This is a genomic window from Streptomyces sp. NPDC006739 (assembly GCF_042869815.1).
Taxonomy (GTDB): domain Bacteria; phylum Actinomycetota; class Actinomycetes; order Streptomycetales; family Streptomycetaceae; genus Streptomyces.
On record NZ_JBIAGM010000037.1, the window covers coordinates 18132 to 36926 of the forward strand.

At 66.6% G+C, this 18795-nt stretch carries 16 protein-coding genes; 10 read left to right on the plus strand and 6 right to left on the minus strand.

Annotated elements, in window-relative coordinates; genetic code table 11:
* Nucleotides 1–182 precede the first annotated feature (182 nt).
* The 8 genes from solA to ACFYMM_RS39815 all read left to right on the plus strand — a co-directional run bounded on the left by solA (nucleotide 183) and on the right by ACFYMM_RS39815 (nucleotide 8999).
* Nucleotides 183–1319 carry an N-methyl-L-tryptophan oxidase gene (solA, locus tag ACFYMM_RS39780; RefSeq protein WP_388396502.1) on the plus strand — a complete coding sequence of 379 codons (1137 nt, stop codon included), beginning with the start codon at nucleotides 183–185 and terminating at the stop codon, nucleotides 1317–1319.
* 115 nt (nucleotides 1320–1434) lie between these two features.
* Entirely contained in the window at nucleotides 1435–2115 is a 681-nt protein-coding gene (locus tag ACFYMM_RS39785; protein ID WP_388396505.1) for a haloacid dehalogenase type II, read from the plus strand.
* Between the two features lie 123 nt (nucleotides 2116–2238).
* Entirely contained in the window at nucleotides 2239–3177 is a 939-nt protein-coding gene (locus ACFYMM_RS39790) for an ABC transporter substrate-binding protein (protein WP_388396507.1), read from the plus strand.
* A gap of 25 nt (nucleotides 3178–3202) precedes the next feature.
* Nucleotides 3203–4138: an amino acid ABC transporter permease gene (locus ACFYMM_RS39795; RefSeq protein WP_388396510.1), complete on the plus strand. Its 936-nt coding sequence runs from the start codon at nucleotides 3203–3205 to the stop codon at nucleotides 4136–4138.
* Nucleotides 4135–4902 carry an amino acid ABC transporter ATP-binding protein gene (locus ACFYMM_RS39800; protein ID WP_388396513.1) on the plus strand — a complete coding sequence of 256 codons (768 nt, stop codon included), beginning with the start codon at nucleotides 4135–4137 and terminating at the stop codon, nucleotides 4900–4902. The genes ACFYMM_RS39795 and ACFYMM_RS39800 overlap by 4 nt, the downstream gene beginning before the upstream one ends.
* Nucleotides 4903–5240: 338 nt before the next feature.
* Complete coding sequence (locus ACFYMM_RS39805) at nucleotides 5241–6521, plus strand: NAD(P)/FAD-dependent oxidoreductase (protein WP_388396515.1); 1281 nt, start codon at nucleotides 5241–5243, stop codon at nucleotides 6519–6521.
* A 41-nt stretch (nucleotides 6522–6562) separates the two neighbouring features.
* Entirely contained in the window at nucleotides 6563–8014 is a 1452-nt protein-coding gene (locus tag ACFYMM_RS39810) for an NAD-dependent succinate-semialdehyde dehydrogenase (protein WP_388396517.1), read from the plus strand.
* A 1-nt stretch (nucleotide 8015) separates the two neighbouring features.
* Complete coding sequence (locus ACFYMM_RS39815) at nucleotides 8016–8999, plus strand: D-2-hydroxyacid dehydrogenase (RefSeq protein WP_388396519.1); 984 nt, start codon at nucleotides 8016–8018, stop codon at nucleotides 8997–8999.
* Between the two features lie 1132 nt (nucleotides 9000–10131).
* Here ACFYMM_RS39815 and ACFYMM_RS39820 read toward each other — a convergent pair.
* The 6 genes from ACFYMM_RS39820 to ACFYMM_RS39845 all read right to left on the minus strand — a co-directional run bounded on the left by ACFYMM_RS39820 (nucleotide 10132) and on the right by ACFYMM_RS39845 (nucleotide 16386).
* The gene (locus tag ACFYMM_RS39820; protein ID WP_388396521.1) at nucleotides 10132–11190 is read right to left on the minus strand and encodes a methyltransferase; all 1059 of its coding nucleotides are present in this window, start codon (nucleotides 11188–11190) and stop codon (nucleotides 10132–10134) included.
* A 79-nt stretch (nucleotides 11191–11269) separates the two neighbouring features.
* Nucleotides 11270–12574: a peptide ligase PGM1-related protein gene (locus ACFYMM_RS39825; protein WP_388396524.1), complete on the minus strand. Its 1305-nt coding sequence runs from the start codon at nucleotides 12572–12574 to the stop codon at nucleotides 11270–11272.
* A complete protein-coding gene (locus ACFYMM_RS39830) occupies nucleotides 12571–13815 on the minus strand; it encodes an MFS transporter (RefSeq protein ID WP_388396526.1) in 1245 nt (414 codons plus the stop codon). Before ACFYMM_RS39830 ends, ACFYMM_RS39825 begins: the two co-directional genes overlap by 4 nt.
* Entirely contained in the window at nucleotides 13812–14480 is a 669-nt protein-coding gene (locus ACFYMM_RS39835) for a TfuA-like protein (RefSeq protein ID WP_388396528.1), read from the minus strand. The genes ACFYMM_RS39830 and ACFYMM_RS39835 overlap by 4 nt, the downstream gene beginning before the upstream one ends.
* Nucleotides 14481–14583: 103 nt before the next feature.
* The gene (locus tag ACFYMM_RS39840) at nucleotides 14584–15924 is read right to left on the minus strand and encodes a YcaO-like family protein (RefSeq protein WP_388396531.1); all 1341 of its coding nucleotides are present in this window, start codon (nucleotides 15922–15924) and stop codon (nucleotides 14584–14586) included.
* 132 nt (nucleotides 15925–16056) lie between these two features.
* Nucleotides 16057–16386 (minus strand): thiovarsolin family RiPP, encoded by a 330-nt coding sequence (locus ACFYMM_RS39845; protein ID WP_388396534.1) that lies wholly within the window; start codon nucleotides 16384–16386, stop codon nucleotides 16057–16059.
* Nucleotides 16387–16569: 183 nt separating this feature from the next.
* Between ACFYMM_RS39845 and ACFYMM_RS39850 the strand changes: the two genes are divergently transcribed.
* Nucleotides 16570–17706 carry a glycine amidinotransferase gene (locus ACFYMM_RS39850; RefSeq protein ID WP_388396537.1) on the plus strand — a complete coding sequence of 379 codons (1137 nt, stop codon included), beginning with the start codon at nucleotides 16570–16572 and terminating at the stop codon, nucleotides 17704–17706.
* Nucleotides 17687–18751, plus strand: coding sequence for a 3,5-dihydroxyphenylacetyl-CoA synthase DpgA (gene dpgA, locus ACFYMM_RS39855; protein ID WP_388396540.1), 1065 nt, complete (start codon nucleotides 17687–17689; stop codon nucleotides 18749–18751). Before ACFYMM_RS39850 ends, dpgA begins: the two co-directional genes overlap by 20 nt.
* Nucleotides 18752–18795 lie beyond the last annotated feature (44 nt).

Genomic DNA, 18795 nt, shown 5'->3' on the forward strand with positions numbered 1-18795 from the left:
CCGCAGTGACAGACCGTCTCGAGAAGGCCCCATGGCGGAACACAGTGTGGGTTGACCTGCGGGTTCCCCCGGGCGGAAAGTGAACGCCATCCCCAGCAGGGCCCGGACCGGAAAGGTCCGCAGGGTGTCCACACCGTGCTGGGCCCGACTGCCACTCACCCACCGTCGAGAGGAGCGACCTCATGCGCATCCCGAAGCGCGTCGCCGTGATCGGTGCCGGCAGCATGGGCAGCCAGGCCATGTGGCGGCTGGCCGTCCGGGGAGCCGAGGTCATCGGCTACGACCGGTACGCACCGGGTCACGACCGCGGCGCGGCCGGGGGCGAGAGCCGCATCTACCGAGCCGCCCACCTCGGCGAGCCCGCGTACATTCCTCTGCTGCGGCTCGCGGACCGGTTGTGGGAGCAGCTCCAGACGGAGACAGGCCTGCCGCTGCGTCGGCGCAGCGGCAGCCTGGTGATGGGGGAGGCCTCCTCACGGTCCATGAGCCTCCTCCTCTCCACCAGCGCAGCCCAGGGGCTGGATCACGAGGTACTGGACCGGGAGGAACTCGCCCGCCGCTACCCGCAGCACCGGCTCCCGGACGGACACACCGCCGTCCTCGACCGGTTGGGCGCCGTCATCAGACCGGAGGCGTCGATCCAGGCCGCCGCCGGCCGTGCCGAGCAGCTGGGCGCCCGGCTGCACCGCTACACCACGGTGCGCGAGGTCGTCCCCGCGGCGGGCGGCGGAGTGCGGGTCGTCACCAACCAGGGCACGGACCACGTGGACGCCGCCGTGGTGACCATGGGCCCCTGGATCAACACCTTGCTCCCGGACCTCCCACGGACCATCGACGTCCGCCGGGTGGTCTGCTCCTGGCACCTGCCCACCCGCCACGACTGGTTCGCGGGCGGTGCCCCTCCCTTCGTGCGCGCCGCACCCCACGACTGCTTCGGAATCCCGTCGCCCGACGGCATCTCCGTCAAGCTCGGTCTCTCCTTCAAACACCATGCGCCGGTGCCCGAGCCCGAACGGCTCGACCGTACGGTCCGCCCCGAGGAACTCGGCGTCTTCCGCGAGCTCATCGGTGAACTCATGCCCGACCTGAACCCCGACCCCATCCGGATGTCGGCCTACATGGAGGGCTACACGCAGTCCGGAAACCCGCTCGTCGGTCATCTCCCCGGCGAGGACGACATCATCGTGATGGCCGGGTTCTCCGGCAGTGGCTTCAAGATCTCGCCCGCGATGGGAGAGATCGCCGCCGACCTGGCGCTCGACGGCAACACGCAGCACCCGGTCGACTTCCTCGCTCCGGCAGGAGTCGGCGCCGCCTGATCCCCGGCGATCGCCGACGTCATCACCCCCACTGCCGACATCCCTGTCAGGAGCATGACCAAAAGGTCCGCGCCGGACCTGACCAGTTTCCGAAGCAAGAAAGTGGAGTACTTCCATGCCCATTCCCTCGTTCCAGTTCCGCCCGAAGTACGTCTCGTTCGACTGCTACGGCACGTTGATCGAGTGGCCGATGACCCCCATCACGCGTGAACTCGTCGGCGACCAGATCCCGGCCGAGCACTGGGACCAGTTCGTCAAGGAGTTCCGCGGCTACCGCTACGACTCGGTCCTCGGCAGGTACTACCCCTACGAGCAGACTCTGCAGGACGCCTTCGAGGGGGTCTGCCGCAAGTGGGGCGTGAAGGCCGCCCCGGACGCAGGCAAGCGGCTCGCCGACGGCGTGCGCAGCTGGGGCCCGCACGCGGATGTGCCGGAACCGCTGAAGAAGATGGGCGAGAACTACAAGCTGGTGATCCTCTCCAACGCAGGCGACGCCTTCCTCGAGGAGAGCGTGCCCCGGCTCGGGGCGGACTTCCACGCGATCTTCACCGCGGAGCAGGCCGGCTACTACAAGCCCCGGTACGCAGCGTTCGAGTACATGCTCGACCAACTCGACGCGTCCCCCGAGGACTTCGTGCACGTCTCCTCGCACACCCGCTACGACCTGATGCCGATGCACGACATGGGCTTCCGCAACCTCGTCCTCCTGGACCGCGGCTACGACCCGGTCACCCACGGCTACGACTACGTGACCGTCAAGTCCCTCAACGAACTCAACCAGATGCTCGGCATCTGACGCGTCCCCCCGTATCCCCAGCGTTCTCCAGGAGGCACCGCCATGGAAAGCAACCGGACAGGCCGCACAACCGTATTCCGCACCGCAGGCGCTGTGGCCGCCGCCATGCAGGTCAACAGACACTTGAGCATCCCGATCGTCACGACCGCTCTGGCCCTCGCGCTCGCCGCGTGCGGGGCGAGCGGCGCCGGGCAGAACATGGGGGCGAAGAGCACGGCGCGGGGCGGAGGATCCGGCCCGTCCGCCGAGCACACCGACGACATCTCGGTCGGGGTGACGCCGGACCGGAACGCGGTGAAGCTGCTGCCCGCGGCAGTGAAGACCAAGGGCACGCTCTCGGTGGCCATGGACCTGTCGTACCCGCCCACCATGTTCATGGCATCGGACAACAAGACCCCGATCGGGTTCAACCCGGACATGGCTCGGCTGATCGCCGCCAAGCTCGGCCTGAAGCTGCAGATCAACAACATCAAGTTCGACACCATCATCACCGGACTGCAGGCCGATCGGTACGACTTCACCGCCTCCACCATGGGCGCCACGAAGGACCGGCTGAAGGTGCTCGACATGGTCGACTACGTCAACTCCGGGACCGGAGTGTCCGTCCCCTACGGGAATCCGCAGAAGCTGGGCACCCACACGCTGTGCGGGCACCGCGTCGGAGTCACGTCCGGCACCACCCAGCAGCTGCAGTGGCTGCCCCAGCTGTCCAAGCAGGACTGTACGAGCAAGGGCAAGCCGGCGATCGAGGCGGTGAACCTGCCCAGCGTGAACGACGCTCTGACCCAGCTGGTCTCCAAGCGGATCGACGCGGTGATGTACGACTTCATCGCGCTCGAGTGGGCGGCCACGCAGCAGCCCAGCACGTTCGACGTCCTCAAGCCGCTGGTGACCACCAAGCCCGTGACCGTCGCCCTGAAGAAGGGCTCACCGCTGACTCCCGCGGTGCAGGCCGCCATCCAGTCGATCATCGACAGTCCCAAGTACGACCAGGCGCTGGGCCGCTGGGGTTTCAAGGATCTCGGGGTCAAGACCGCGGCCATGGGCATCCCGCAGGACTGACATACCGATGGATGCGATCGATACGATGATCAGGAGCCGACCGGTGCCCCAACTACTGGCCGAAGAAAAGAAGCGGATCACGCCGAGGCGTCCGCGCGACTATGTCGCCTGGGCCGTCGCGATCGCGATCGTCGCCGGTCTGGTGTGGACCGCGGTGACCAACGAGAACTATCGCTGGCCGGTGGTGTTCAGCTACTTCACCACTCAGACCATCCTCAACGGCCTGCTGGTCACGCTGCTTCTGACCGTGGCGAGCATGGGTCTGGGCACGCTGCTGGGGCTGGTGCTGGCGGTGATGCGGATGTCGCACCAGCGGCCCATCTCCGGGCTGGCCCAGCTCTACATCACCTTCTTCCGCGGCACCCCGGTGCTCGTGCAGCTGGTCTTCTGGTTCAACATCGCGGCGCTGTACCCGCACCTGTCGGTCGGCGTCCCGTTCACCGACATCTCCACCCCGGTGAACGTGAACGCGATCATGACACCGATGACCGCGGCCATCGTGGGGCTGACGCTGAACCAGGCCGCGTACATGTCCGAGATCATCCGCGGCGGGTTCGCATCGGTCAGCCGCGGGCAGCACGAGGCCGCGGAGTCCCTGGGTATGTCGGGGTTCACCAAGCTGCGGCATGTGATCATCCCGCAGACCATGCCGGCGATCATTCCGGCCACCGGCAACCAGGTGATCGGGATGCTCAAGGAGACCTCGCTGGTGAGCGTGCTCGGCGTCGCCGACCTGCTGCAGAGCGCGCAGACCATCTACGCCCGCACCTACCAGACGATTCCGCTGCTGATCGTGGCCAGCCTCTGGTACCTGATCATGACGCTGGTGCTGAGCGTGCCGCAGTCCATGATCGAGCGCCGTTTCTCCCGCTCGACCCGGGCACGGCTGACCCCGGCCGCCACCTCGGCCGAGCCCGGGGCCGGCCGGCCCGTTCCCACCGCGAGGGAGTCCCTGCTGTGAACGCCGACGGAACGATCGTCGCCCGCAAGCTGCGCAAGAGCTTCGGACGTCACCAGGTCCTGCGTGACATCGACCTGACCGTCGCGGCCGGGGAGATCTCCTGCATCATCGGGCCCAGCGGATCCGGCAAATCAACCTTGCTGCGGTGCATCAACGGGCTGGAGACCGTCGACAGCGGTGTCCTGAAGGTCAACGGGGAGGACTTCGGCTACCTCGAGAAGGACGACGCCTACCACGCCCTCCGCCCGAAACAGCTGGCCGAGCAGCGCGCCCGTATCGGCATGGTGTTCCAGCAGTTCAACCTGTTCCCCAACATGACCGCCGAGAGCAATGTCATGGCCGGACCGGTGCTGGTGCAGAAGAAGGACCGCGCCACCTGCCGGGAGCGGGCACAAGAGCTGCTGGCCAAGGTCGGCCTGGAGGGGTGCGGCCACAAGTACCCCGCCCAACTCTCCGGCGGCCAGCAGCAGCGCGTGGCCATCGCCCGCGCGCTGGCGATGGAACCCACCATCATGCTGTTCGACGAACCCACCAGCGCGCTGGACCCCGAACGCGTGGGAGAAGTCCTCGCCGTCATGCGCGACCTCGCCGGCAACGGAATGACCATGCTGCTCGTCACCCACGAGATGGGCTTCGCCCGCGAGGTCGCCGACGAGGTGCTGTTCATGGACGAAGGCATCGCGGTCGAACGCGGCGACGCACGCGAAGTGCTGGCCAACCCACGCGAGAGACGAACCCAGGCCTTCCTCGAAAGGGTGCTGTAGAAGCGGCCCGGACACAGGAAGCGGCTCCGGCAGCGAGTCCGGAGACGCCGGCCGACTGCGGTGGACGTAACTTCCGCACCCTGCCGGTCCTGGTCTCCAACGCCCCCCAGCCCGACGTCGAACCAACCCTCACCGTCGTCAGCGCGCTGCTCATCGCCCCGGTCGCCCCCGTCCGCGAACTCGGCGCCCAACGGGACGGTCAGAACTTCCCACCCGTAGAGCCCCTCGCCCGAGCCTTGTGCCGGGACGGGCCGCGCCAGCGCTGATCGCGCCGCCGGCCGGCCCCCTGGTGGTGCCCGGCCGCCCCACACTTCGAAACTCCCCGCCAAGGACCCGAAATGAAGACGATTCCCTACTGGATAGAGACCGCCGGGACGTTTCCCGACCGGTCCGGCAAGCCGCTGACCGAGGACGCCGACCTGGTGGTCGTCGGCGCCGGCCTGACGGGTCTGTCCACCGCCCTGCACTCCGCCCGCAAGGGCGCCCGCGTCACCCTCGTCGAGAAGGGCCAGATCGGCTCCGGTGCCTCCGCCCGCAACGGCGGCATGGCCAACCTGGGCTTCACCATCGGCGTGGGCCAGTCCGTCCGCCGGTACGGACTCGAACGGGCCCGTGAGATCTACAACTCCTACGGCGAGGCCGTGGACACCGTCGAGCGGCTCGTGAACGAGGAGACCATCGACTGCCAGTTCCGCCGCGTCGGACGCCTGGGCGTCACCTCCCGCCCCGCCCACTTCGAGAGCAAGAAGACCCAACAGCGCGACCTGGCCAGGTACTTCGGGCACGAGACCACTCTGATCGGCAAGGCCGAGCTGCGGTCCGAGATCGGATCCGACGCCTACCACGGCGGCCTGCTCGACCCGTTCAGCGCCGCCCTGCACGTCGGCCGCTTCGTGCGCGGCATGGCCGAGGCGTGCGAGCGCACCGGTGTCGAGATCCACGAGCGCAACGCGGCCATCGGCGTGCGGCGTACCGCCGCCGGCCGGTTCGAGGTCAGCACCGAGCGCGGTGTGATCCGTGCCGGGCAGGTCATGCTGGCCACCGACGCCTACACCGACAAGAACTTCCCGTGGCTGCGCCGCCAGCAGGTCTGCGTGGGCAGCTTCATCATCGTCACCGAGCCGCTCGGCGAGGAGCTCGCCCAGGACATCATCCCCAAGGCCCGCCTCATCGTCGACTCCAACCAGGTCTGCCACTACTTCCGGCTCACCCCGGACAACCGGCTGCTGTTCGGCGGCCGCGCCCGCTTCGCACCGTCCGACCCCACCTCGGACAAGAAGAGCGGGGCCGTCCTGTTCCGTGAGATGTGCGCGACCTTCCCCCAGCTCTCCCGCACCAGGATCGAGTACGTGTGGGGCGGCTCCGTCGGCTTCGCCATGGACCGCATCGTGCACGCCGGGCAGACCGAGGACGGCCTCTACTACTCCATGGGATACGCCGGCCACGGCGTGCAGATGGCCACCCACATGGGCCAGGTCATGGCCGAGGTGATGGACGGCCACCCCGAGGTCAGCCCCGTCCGCGACATCACCCCACCCCGCATTCCCCTCTACAACGGCACTGCCTGGTTCCTGCCCTTCGCGGGCGCCTACTACAAGACGCTCGACCGCATCCGCTGACCGGTCGGCAGCCCCTCTGCACACCCAAGGAGACACCCACCATGACTGTCGTCCGTGATGTTCCCAAGCAGCTGTTCATCGGCGGCGATTGGCAGGACGCCGAGTCCGGCCGGACCCTGTCCGTGGACAACCCGGCCACCGGCGAGGAACTGTGCCAGGTCGCCGACGCCTCACCCGCCGACGGCCGGCGCGCCGTCGAGGCGGCGGTCGCCGCGCAGGCCGCCTGGGCCGCCACCCCGCCGCGCGTGCGCAGCGAGATCCTGCGCCGCGCCTACGACATCATCATCGCGCGCACCGAGGACCTCGCGCTGCTGATGACCTTGGAGATGGGCAAGCCCCTGGCCGAGGCACGTGCCGAGGTCGCCTACGGCGCGGAGTTCTTCCGCTGGTTCTCCGAGGAAGCCGTCCGTGTCGACGGCGGCATGATGACCGCCCCCGACGGCAGGAACCGGCTGCTGGTCACCCGACAGCCCGTCGGCCCCTGTCTGCTCATCACTCCCTGGAACTTCCCCCTGGCGATGGGCACCCGCAAGATCGGCCCCGCCATCGCCGCCGGCTGCGCCATCGTCCTCAAACCCGCCCCCCAGACCCCCCTTTCCAGCCTTGCACTGGCGGAGATCCTCACCGAAGCGGGTCTGCCTTCCGGCGTGCTGAACATCGTCACCACCTCCGACGCCGCAGGCGTCGTCGAACCCCTCCTGCGCGGAGGGAAGATCCGCAAGCTCTCCTTCACCGGCTCCACCCAGGTCGGCCGGATCCTGCTGGCCCAGTGCGCCGACACCGTCATCCGCACCTCCATGGAACTGGGAGGCAACGCCCCCCTCATCGTCTTCGACGACGCCGACCTCGACGTGGCCGTCGAAGGCACCATGGTCGCCAAGATGCGCAACATGGGCGAGTCCTGCTGCGCCGCCAACCGCATCTTCGTCCACACCTCCGTCGCCGAGGAGTTCGCCTCCCGCCTCGCCGCCCGCATGGCCGCCCTCACGGTCGGACCCGGCACGGAAACCGGCACCGATGTCGGTCCCCTCATCGACCTCGCCGGCCGCAGCAAGGCCCACGACCTGGTGCGGGACGCCGTCAAACGCGGTGCCACCGTCCTGACCGGCGGTGAACTCCCCGAAGGGCCGGGCTGCTTCTACCCGCCGACCGTCCTCACCGGTATCGCCCCCGAATCCGCGATCATCGACACCGAGATCTTCGGCCCCGTCGCCGCGATCCGCACCTTCGAGACCGAGGACGAGGCCGTCGCCGCCGCCAACGACACCGAATTCGGTCTGGCCGCCTACCTGTTCACACAGAACCTCGACCGTGCCCTGCGGGTCGCCGAACGCCTCGAAAGCGGCATGGTCGGCCTCAACACCGGACTGGTCTCCAACCCCGCCGCGCCCTTCGGCGGCGTCAAGCAGTCCGGCCTGGGCCGCGAAGGCGGACGCGTCGGCATCGACGAGTTCCTGGAGTACAAGTACCTGGCTGTCCCCGTCGGAGCCTGACATGCGCGACCGACTCGTCGTCCTCTACCGCGGCAACCGGCCCCCCGCCACCGCGCGCATCGAAAGCCTCGCGGACACCGTCTACGCCACAGAGGAGGAACTGCCCTACCTCCTTTCCGGCGCCGACGTCCTCCTGGCCTGGGTGACCATCACCCCGGCCATCCGGGAGGCATGGCCCGACGATCCGCAGAAGGCGCCCCGCTGGGTCCACGCGTCCTCCGCGGGCGTGGACTCCTTCCTGTTCCCCGCCCTGGTGGACGATCCGCACGTCGTCCTGACCAACGCCCGAGGGGTCTACGAGCAGCCGACCGCCGAGTACGTCCTGGGCCTGATCCTCGCCCTCGCCAAGGACTTCCCCGGCACGTGGGAGCACCAGCGGCGCCGCGAGTGGCGTCCGCGCCCCAGTGACGGCATCACCGGACGCACCGTGCTGGTCTGGGGGACGGGGCCGATCGGCCGGGCCATCGCCCGGCTGTTGCGCGCCGTCGGGATGCGGGTGAGCGGTGCCGGCCGCAAGTCCCGCACGGACGACCCCGACTTCGGCACGGTCCACGGCGCGACGACCCTGCGCTCCGCCCTGACGGATGCGGACTACGTCGTCCTCGCCGCCCCCCTCACCCAGGGCACCCGGGGCATGGTCGACGCTCCCGTACTCGCCGCCATGAAGCCGGGGGCGCGGCTGATCAACGTAGGCCGGGGCGGACTCGTCGACGAGGAGGCGCTGGTCGACCACCTCGCCGCCGGACGGCTCGCCGGCGCGGCCCTCGACGTGTTCGCCCGGGAACCGCTGCCTGCCGAATCACCTCTGTGGAACATGCCCGGTGTGATGATCTCCCCGCACACGGCGGGCGAGACCACCAGCGAGCGGGAGGCCCTCGTCGAGGTGTTCCTCGACAACTTCACCCGCCACCTCGCGGGACGGCCGCTGCGCAACGTGGTGGACAAGCAGCGCGGATACGTGGTCCACGACACGCAACGCGCCTGAAGGCGAGTGCCACGCTGGCTGGATCAGACATCTCTGTGAACCGGCTGACCTGCTGCTTCTCTGCAGCAATACGGATGGGACCGGGCGCTAGCCGCCTGGTCCCATCGCCTCATCCCCATCACTGAGCCGGGCCTATGAAACGCCCAGGCAGACCTTGCGCCGGAACTGACAATGTGTCATCTGGTGAGCGCGCCCAAGAGGAGCCCTTGCCATGTCCGACGTCCCTGCCGATCTCAAGTACACCGACAGCCGCGCGTGGATTTTCCACGAAGCCGACGGGACACTGACAATGGGCATAGTCGGCGAGGTGGACGAGCGCGGGCTGCGGGTGCTTGGGGTTCTTCTTGGGTCCGAGGACGTACCGGGCCGGACGGGTCCGCACTTCGATGTCGAGGATCTGTTGCCGTGCCTGGTGGAGCGCCATTCGAGGCAGCCCCACCAGAATCGCGTGACCGGTGCGGGCTCCCCCGCGCCGACCCTGCCCTCCGCTCTTGCGAGCACATCTGCCGCGACTTTTCCGGTTCCTCCCGGCCCGGCAAGCCATTGCCTGGCACCTGCTCACAACCTCGCCGAGGCCGTAGAGCGCATTGTCGGACGAACGTGGCGACAGCCCGCGAGCAATTGCCCGCGAAGTGCGCCTTACCTGATAGATCCAGCAGCTGGGCTACCGCGGCGACGTCAACACCGTCCGCCGCCACCTGCGGCCCTACCGCACCAGGGCAATCCCGACGGACGCTCCGCTGCCACAGCAACCGAATACGCCCGGCGACGAGCGACTGACCACGATGGCGCGCGAACGCCGCAGCGAGCACCCTGGCCCCGACGTCTGGATCGCCGACGCCCGACTCGACGGACAACGAGAACCCCGCAACCTGGCCGTCGGCATACGGCGCGACCGAGCAGCAGTACTCGCTGCCCCCAGCCACGCCTCGGCGCCTGCAGCGACATGCTTCTTGTCTCTGCCCGAGCAGAAGGGGTGCTCGACAACGATTCCGTCGATCGGCAGGAGCGTCCGGTCCAAGACCACGTACGCCTTGGTCGGCGTCGCCGCTGCGGTCCCTGACAACTTGTCCGAGGGTTCCGGTTCACCCGATGCGGCGCCGGCGGAGACGCACGTGCACGGCATGGGAAATCAAGCTGGGCGGCCCTTCGTCGCGATGTGGAGACCGTGCTCGTACGGCAATTGCTGGCGCGTCTCGACCTCTTCGAATCCCGCCTGCCTCAACCATTCCTCGTAGTCGGCAGCTGGATACGCCATTCCCTGGCCGCTCGCCAGGATATTCAGATAGAGAGACAACCGCGCGGCGCTTACTCCACCTTGTTCGTCCGCCTGGGAGTTGAATCCGTAGATGAAGACTTTTCCGCCAGCCGGCAGCGCCTTGTATGCCTTGGACAGCAGGTAAATGATCCTGCCCGGGTCAAACACCTCCAGCACATGGCTGAAAAGAATCGCATCCCCGTTCCCGGGGAAATCATCTTCGAACAGATCACCTCCCTGCGCCAGCACCCGTTCCTTCAGCGGGGCAGGTATCGCCTCGATCGCCCTGTTCGCCACGCTGGGGAGGTCGAAGATCGTCACCCTCATCTGGGGATGCACCTCGGCGATCGCCCTGGCAGTTGTACCGCTTCCACCCCCGACGTCGAGCAGGTGTCGAACCTGGGAAAATTCCTTGTTGCTTGTGAGGGAGCTCATGGTCCGCAAGGTGAACGCGGACATGGCCCGGTGGAAGATCTCCTCCAGCGTGGGGTCATGAGCGAGCCGTTGGTAGAGCGATTCCTCGGTCCCGGCGTGCTGGGCGAGTGCCGCATGGTTCGTGCCGGATCGCAGGGCCGAAGTCATATGGGCGAACGCCGGGTAGTAAATGCGCTGCCAACCGATCATGATGTGCCGCCAGCTGTCCGGCGCATCGGAAGCAAGGAGGTCCTCGGCCACCGACGAGTTGGTGTAGCGATCCGACTGCTTCACGACGAGTTCGGTTGAACACAGCGCCAGCATCAGGATCCGCAAGTTGTGACATGGAATCTTCGTATGGGCCACGAGTTCCTCGAAGGTCGCACCACCCGGTACAGAAAGACGGGCGAAGATGTCCATTTCGAGGCCGGTCACGATCGCGTTGAACAACGCAGGCCCGTTGGCGATCAGGAGGAAGCGCTCCATTACTCTGTCTGCCGTGGCGGCCGTGGTGTTCACGGGACTCGGGAGTTCGTTGCTTGATACGTTTGTCATCGATTCCCTCTCACCTGTGCTCTCGGGTTGGTGGGTACGCCGCTCAGCTGTCGGGAAATAGACTCAGCACCCGACTCTCACATGCGGCGGCCGCGTCGAGGTCTTCGGCAATGGCACAGAAGAAGACGTCTCCATGTGCCGGATCGAAGTCCTCACTCATGACGACCCCTACGCGACGCCGGGGGTCGTATGCCAGCCCCGCCGCGTTGAGCCGAGAGACCGCGGCCTCGAAGGACGGGACCTTCCATCCCACGTGTTCCAGAATGACACGGTGTTCGGGATAGTCCGTGCCGACTATACGTTCACCGATAATGGAGTAGAGGTGTGTCGTACCTGTGGTCCGGCAGTTGAACTCGGTGAAGAGGATCTCACCGTCAGGTGTCAGGACGGCGTCGTGACCGACCATGCCGCGATATCCCATCGCGTGCAGCTGCTCGCTGAGTCGTCGACTGTGAGTGAGCAGATTCTGGAGCTGGTCGTGCGTGAGTCTCTGTGAGGGCATGATCTGCTTGCTGGGGGTCGGTGCGTACACCAGCTCGCCCTCACCGGTCACTTCCACACCGGCGTCCGTGATGCGGTACTCGGCGAACACCGTGTCCGACTCGGGGACGTAACGCTCGACAACCAAGCGGTAGCGACCGCATGTGGTCAGTCGTTCCCAGTGCTTTTCCAGGTGGTTCGTGATGCCGGCCCGGTCGGTGAGAGTCACGCTTCGGGGCGCTCCGCGGGGCGTGAACCAGATGTCCGAGGGGGCGAGGATCTCATTGCCCTTGGTGGCTTGCCGGTATTCGTGCTTGACGATGACCGGCCAGCCCCGCTCGAAGAGCCCGCTGATGACCCGAACCGCGGAACCGGGATCATTGCACACCGCCCCTTCGGGAATCGGAGCTCCGCACCCGGCAGCGAGCGCCCGGAACACGGCTTTGCTGTTGACCAGCGCACCGCCGCCCTGACTGATGAAGTCGTGGCCCGGTACGGCATCGATCAGGTCGAGAGCGCGGGCGAGGTCTACTACTGCCGGGTCGGGGTGCAGCATGACGACGCTGCTGACAGGCCTACCGGCCAGGGCCGCTCGCACGGCTGCGCGAAGCTCTGCGGAGCGCAGGACGTCTGCCGACAACAGGCCGCCGGGCGGGGCCACAATACGCAGAGTCGACGCGTCCGTGCCGGTGAGCGAGGTGACGTAGGTGAGGAACGCTTCCGCGGGACGTTCCGGGAGAACGAGAACGTCTCCTTGGCACGCGTAGAACAGCGTGCGTTTGGCGTACCACCGTGCTGTGGCCCGGCGGTCTTCGTCGGCGTCGTCGAGCTCTTCGATGAAGTCGTTGCCGACCAGCAGCCGCGTCATGCGTGCTCCTCTACTCGATGGGTGTCGGGCACTGGCGTCCTGATCCAGCGTGCGCAGGTGACTGCGGTCACGAGGGCAACGAGAGCCGCCGCGGCGGGGAGACCAAGGACGTAGTACGACCCCGCCGCGTCCACGAGGGTTCCGGTGAGCCATCCTCCGCCGGCGATTCCCAGGGCCATGGCCGTCGACTCGATGCTCATACCTTCGTTGAGCTGTGCGCCGGGCAGATTCCTCTCCAGGAGGAGCACACCGGAAATCCCCAACGGAGCAATGGCCAGGCCCGCGATGAATACGCTCAGGACGAGCGACCAGGGACGGTTTGCGAGCAACAAGGTCAGTGCGCCTACGAACTGCGCGGCAAGGCAGCGAATCCATAGCGCCTCCGGCCGGGCCCTCCAGGTGCGCGCTCCATACCACAGGCCGCTGATCAGGCTCGCAATGCCGAGGCAGGCCAGGGCCGGTCCGGCCAGATAAGCCGAGCCCAGGGTCTGCGCACGGGCCACCACGATCACGTCGAACGCGCCGATGATGACTCCCAGGAAGACCGCGACGACGGTGATCACCACGACACCCGGGCTGCCCAGCGCTGTCCTCGTCGCCGGGGACGCCTCCGTCGCGGTCGGGCCTCCTTGCGGCCCAGGGTCGGTTTCGCGCTGAAGGGCGAGTGCCGTCGCCCCACCGCAGGTCATGAGAAGGCAGCAGACGAGTCCCGCGGCCGGATGAACGACAGCGGCGAGACCCGTGACGACCACAGGGCCGGCGATGAAGATGACTTCATCGAGAACTGCCTCGTAGGACAGCGCTGTTGCGAGTTTCACGCCCCGCGGATTACGACGCGTGTCACCGAGTAGGGTGACCCACCGGCTGCGCACCAGTGTCCCGGCCGGGGGGCGGGAAGCACCTGCGACGCCGGCAGCCGGAAGCATCAGGCCCAGGGGTGCCCGAGCAGTCGCGAGAGCGATCAGTGTGGCAAGCGCAACCCCGTGCAGCGCCGCCGACCCGAGCAGGATGCGCGCATGCCCGTATCGGTCGGTGAGACGGCCGGCGGCGGGCGCCGCGACGGCGTACCCGAGCATCACGGCTGCCGCGGTGGTACCTGCCTGTTGGTAGGAGCCGGAAGCGGCTGTGAGGAGGATGATGCCGAGGCCGAGCATGGCGATCGGAAACCTTGCGACGAACGCCGTCACTGAAAGGAGCCGCGCACCCGGTATGGTGAACAGTTGCCGATAGGACCGGGTCACTCGGCGACCGTCCCCGGCTGCTCCACCTGCCGGCGGATGCAGGCGAGAAGTTCCAGGGCGTCGTCCCTTTTGGTGTCAGGTGCGTTGTTGGCGAAGAAGTCGGCGAGGCGTTCGGTGGCCGCGTCTCCGATCTCCTTTCGGAGTACCCTCAGAACAGCCGCGACCGTCCGGTCCGGAAAATACAGGGATTTTGCGACCTCCAGGAATCTTTGAGCGGCTTGCGGTTCGATCACCGCCCGCTCGACACCGTCCTCCACTGCGAATCGCAGGTTGATCAGGGGTTCGGACTGAGGACGGAGGGACTGCGGGTGATAGACGATGGCGACTTCGTCGTCGGCCTCGACGGCACCCGTCGCATAGGCCTCGTAGATTCGGCCGACTCCGACCATGCCGAACGGTGCGCACTCCACTGCCCGCAGGGCTCCCATGCTGGATGATCCATAGACGGGGATCCCGAAATCCACGGCGCGCAGTACTTCCTTGGGTGATATGGACAGGCTGTCGAGGAACCGGCCGTCCACGATGCCGATGGCGTTGGGAGGAGTGCTGCGGTCCAATAGTTTTTCTATGTCGCCTCGGGCGATGGGGGGCAGGTATTCGGCGTCGAGTTCGCGGGCTGCCGACTCGCGGTCGACGCTCGGCCCGAGGAAGACGGCGGGTCGCATGCGGAACTCCTAGTGAAAGGCATACAGGCAGGCGGCAGGGGAACTCGGCGTTGTCCAGCCGCGGTAGCCGTTGCGAACGTACGGCGACGCGTCACCGGCATCGTCAGGCCTTGGTCCTCGGCCCGGTGTCCGTGAGGGATTGCAGGGCCTGCTTCCAGACGTTCGCGCCGCGGTGACCGATTCGGCAGTAGTCGGTCGCCCAGGACTCGAGGTGAGGGACCATCACACGGACCGTGTGGACCGGGATCTGAGGTGGCGACAGGTCCACCACGATGGCCTGGGGTATCCCGACCGCACGAAGCCTTTCGAGCATGAGGTCGATGTCCGTGCGGACGTCGTCGCTCGGGTATGTCGGCACGTCGGACAAGGCTACGGTGCGGCTGGCCGGCTCCCAGGCCCATGAGTGCTTGTCGACGGACGCGGAGCGCCGCACGTGCAGCTCATACTTGGTGACCTCCTGACCCGGGAGGCTGATGTCCTCGCGCATCGCCTGGACGTCGACGGCGCGAGCCTGCGCGCACTCGCTCAGCGCGCGCAGCAGAGCGACCTCGGCATCGGGATGCGTACCGAACCCGCAGTGCCCCTGCGAAGCTGCGAATCCGATGTCTTGACTGGTCGCGGCGAAGAAGCTCGGGATGCCCAGGTCACCCGTCACATCGATCGCCCGCACGTCGACGCCGGCTGATGTGAACATGTCTGCCATCGCCTGCGCCCGGGGAGAGAGTGACTCCATCCGAAGATGGGGGTGCAGACCGCGCAGCCTGTCAACGGTTTCCGGCTCGTACGCAAGCGGGTCCAGGTGGTGGTGCAGGACCTGGGACAGGTAACCGCTGACCAGCTCTGCCAGCGTCATCGAGTCGCGTTCGATCAGTTCGCACAGGGCGTGGCAGATCGCTTCTTCAAGGCTGTTGCCGGAGGCCAGACCGTTGGTGGTGGTGATGCGGTAACAGGGCTGCTCGTGCAGGCGCGCCTGGTACACGGCCGCGTCCTGGGGCACGAGGACGTGTTCCTCGTTGAGCAGGTCCCAGCCCCGGAGCCAGGAGACGGGGTTGTCATCCCGGTAGTCGCGGGTGAGTTCGAGGTTGCAGGCGCCGGGGTGGAGCACGTTCTCGCCGGCGGCGGTGAGTTCCACGTAGGAAGCAACGAGGTCCGGACGGACGGGCAGCCATGCCGAGTAGCGCTCGATCGCTTCCATCGCGGCACTGACCTTGGCGTCGAGGGGGCGCGTGCCCTTTCCGCTGTAGACGGAGATGCTGTCGTTGGACCGCGGGATGATGGCGCTGTACACCGGGATGCCGATGTGGTCGAGATGCGTGATGTCCGCCATGCGGGTGATGCCCGCCCGCCGCAGATGCGGGGAGATGCGCTGCCAGGTCTCCTCGGCGCTGTACTCGCGGTGCACCCCGGTCCGGCCGATTTTCCTGACCCGCGCCCGTAGCTTCATGTACGTCAACTTCCTCCGATGCGTGCGGCAGTGAGTCCAGGAGCACGACTGCGGTGCTCCTGGACCGGCATTCACCTCAGAGTCACACCCACGTGGTTCTGCCGCGCAGGTGAATCAGGGGAGAATCCGTAGTCACCGAACGGTCTGTGCGCGGGGTCCGGTGAAGAACGACTCACCCGTACCGCGGACACTCTGCGCCCGAGGACCCGTGAAGAAGGACTCCCCGGTGCCACTGACATCCGTCCGGGAATTCCCCTCCAGGAATTCCTGGAGTTGCGCGGGGCTGAGCTCCGCGAGTTGGGAAATTATCTGATTTCGGCCTTGAACGGCACTCATAGACGCGATCCTTTTCTGTCGATGCAGGTCCGCACAAATGCGAATCCGCTGTTTCGCCGCACGCCAGTGGGGCGACTGGACACCTGAATGGTGCACCGCCGGCAGATTCATTGCCAAGGCTGGCATGGCCACCTTGAAGGGTCAAGAGTCCCGCGATGGCGCAGTGCGGACCGTGCATGATTCGAACGATTAGCAGAGTTAATCGAGCGATTAGGAATACGGCGTTGTCTGCGGGGCGCACCGGCTGGCATAGTCGAATGCGGCCAACCGGTGGGCAGGCTGTCTTTCTCCGCTGAAGGAGGTTACCGAGTGGCGTCACTGAACAGTTTCGACGAGTGGTCACCGCTGCGAGAAGTCGTTGTGGGCTCGGCGCTGAACTACAGCTCGCACGAGCGTGAGTTGTCTTTTGACCTGTTCTTTCACGAGAACATCACGCGTTCGGAGTGGTACTACCCGAGGCTGTCCGTGCCGGGAGAAACCAAGACCGCCCGTTCGCCGATCAAGCAGCGGTATGTGGACGAGCTCAACGAGGATATCGAGGGGATCGTCGACACTCTGGAATCAATGTCCGTCAAGGTGCTGCGGCCCATGGATCTGTCGGCTGATACGACTCAAGTGCAGACGCCGGCCTGGTCGGCTGCGGTCGTACCACCCTTGAACATTCGCGACAACACGCTCATTCTCGGCGACGAAATCATCGAGACGCCGCCGATGATCCGCTCTCGCTACTTCGAGACCCAACTCCTCACAGCCGTCTTCGCGGAGTATTTCAGCAAAGGCGCCCGCTGGACGGTGATGCCTCGTCCTGTGATGACCGACGCGTCCTTCGATCCGTCATACGCCAACAGCTCGGCCGGCGGCCCGACGGAGCCGATCAATGATCCGCAGCCCTCGGCGTACGACGTCGGCTTCGAGATGATGTTCGACGGCGCTCAGTGCCTGCGTCTGGGGCGCGACATCGTGGCGAACGTGTCCACGGCCAACCACGCTCTGGCTGTCGACTGGCTGGAACGCCACCTCGAAGGACGCTTCCGAATCCACCGCGTGCATCGGCTCAGCGACAGCCACATCGACAGCATGGTCCTGGCGCTTCGGCCCGGAACTCTGCTGGTGCGCTCGCCGGCCGTGATGGAGCAACTCCCCACACCGCTGCGCTCGTGGGAGGCGATCGTACCGCCGGCCCCTGAGACGAACAATTTCCCCCAGTATGACGACGACGATCTGATTCTCACCAGCCCCTTCATCGATCTGAACGTGTTCTCCGTGAGCCCTGACACCGTGCTGGTGAACGATGCGTGTCCGGAACTGATGCGCACCCTCGAAAAGCACGGCTTCACGGTCGTACCGGTACGGCATCGGCACCGGCGGCTGTTCGGCGGCGGCTTCCACTGCTTCACCCTGGACACCGTCCGGGACGGCGGGCCCGATGACTACCTCAACGGCTAGGGCGAGGATCACTGCGGCCGGGACCGGGACTCCACCGGACTCCTACACGCAGCATGAACTGCTGCGCATTTTCGCTGTAGAGGACTCGCGCATCCGGTCCCTGTTCCTCAACAGCGCGATCGATCGGAGGCATCTGACCCTGCCTCCCGCCGACGAGGACGGCCGACCTCGGACCGAGTCGCAGGGTGAATTGCTGCGCAAGCACGTTCGCTCAGGAATTGCCATGGCCCGGGACGCGGTGGAGAACTGTCTGAAGCGATCCGGCGCCGAACCTGAGCACGTGCGCTTCCTGTGCTGCGTTTCCTCGACCGGATTCATCACGCCCGGCTTCAGTGCCCTGCTCATAGAAGAGCTGGGGATTCCGCACGAAACCGGCCGTCTCGACGTCGTCGGGATGGGGTGCAACGCAGGACTCAACGCCTTGTCGGCCGTAACGGCCTGGTCGACCGCCCACCCGGGAGAGACGGCACTAATGGTGTGCATAGAGGCCTGTTCTGCTGCCTACGCCTTCGATTCGAGCATGCGGACCGCGGTGGTCAACAGCCTCTTCGGAGACGGAGCGGCGGCGATCACTGTCATGGCCGACAGCGGCAGCCCCACCGGCTCACCGGCGGTTCTCAAGTTCTCCAGCAAGATCATTCCTCAGGCGATCGACGCCATGCGCTACGACTGGGACGACGATCACGGGCGGTTCAGCTTCTACCTGGACCCACAGGTGCCCTATGTCGTGGGCGCGCATGCTGAGGCGGTCCTGCGGAACCTGCTGGACGGCACCGGACTGTGCCGCAGCGACATAGCCCACTGGGTCATTCACTCCGGCGGGAAGAAGGTGATCGATTCGGTTCGCGTAAACCTCGGACTGAGCCGCTACGACACACGTCACACCACCGCCGTACTGCGCGACTTCGGGAATGTCTCCAGCGGGGCGTTCCTCTTCGCGTATGAGCGGCTGCTCGACGAAGACATCGCACAGCCGGGTGACCACGGCGTCCTGATGACCATGGGGCCCGGGGCGACGATCGAGATGGCACTGCTGCAGTGGTGAGGGAAGTACTGCGGGACCCGGAACATACTAAGCGGCAGGGGGCA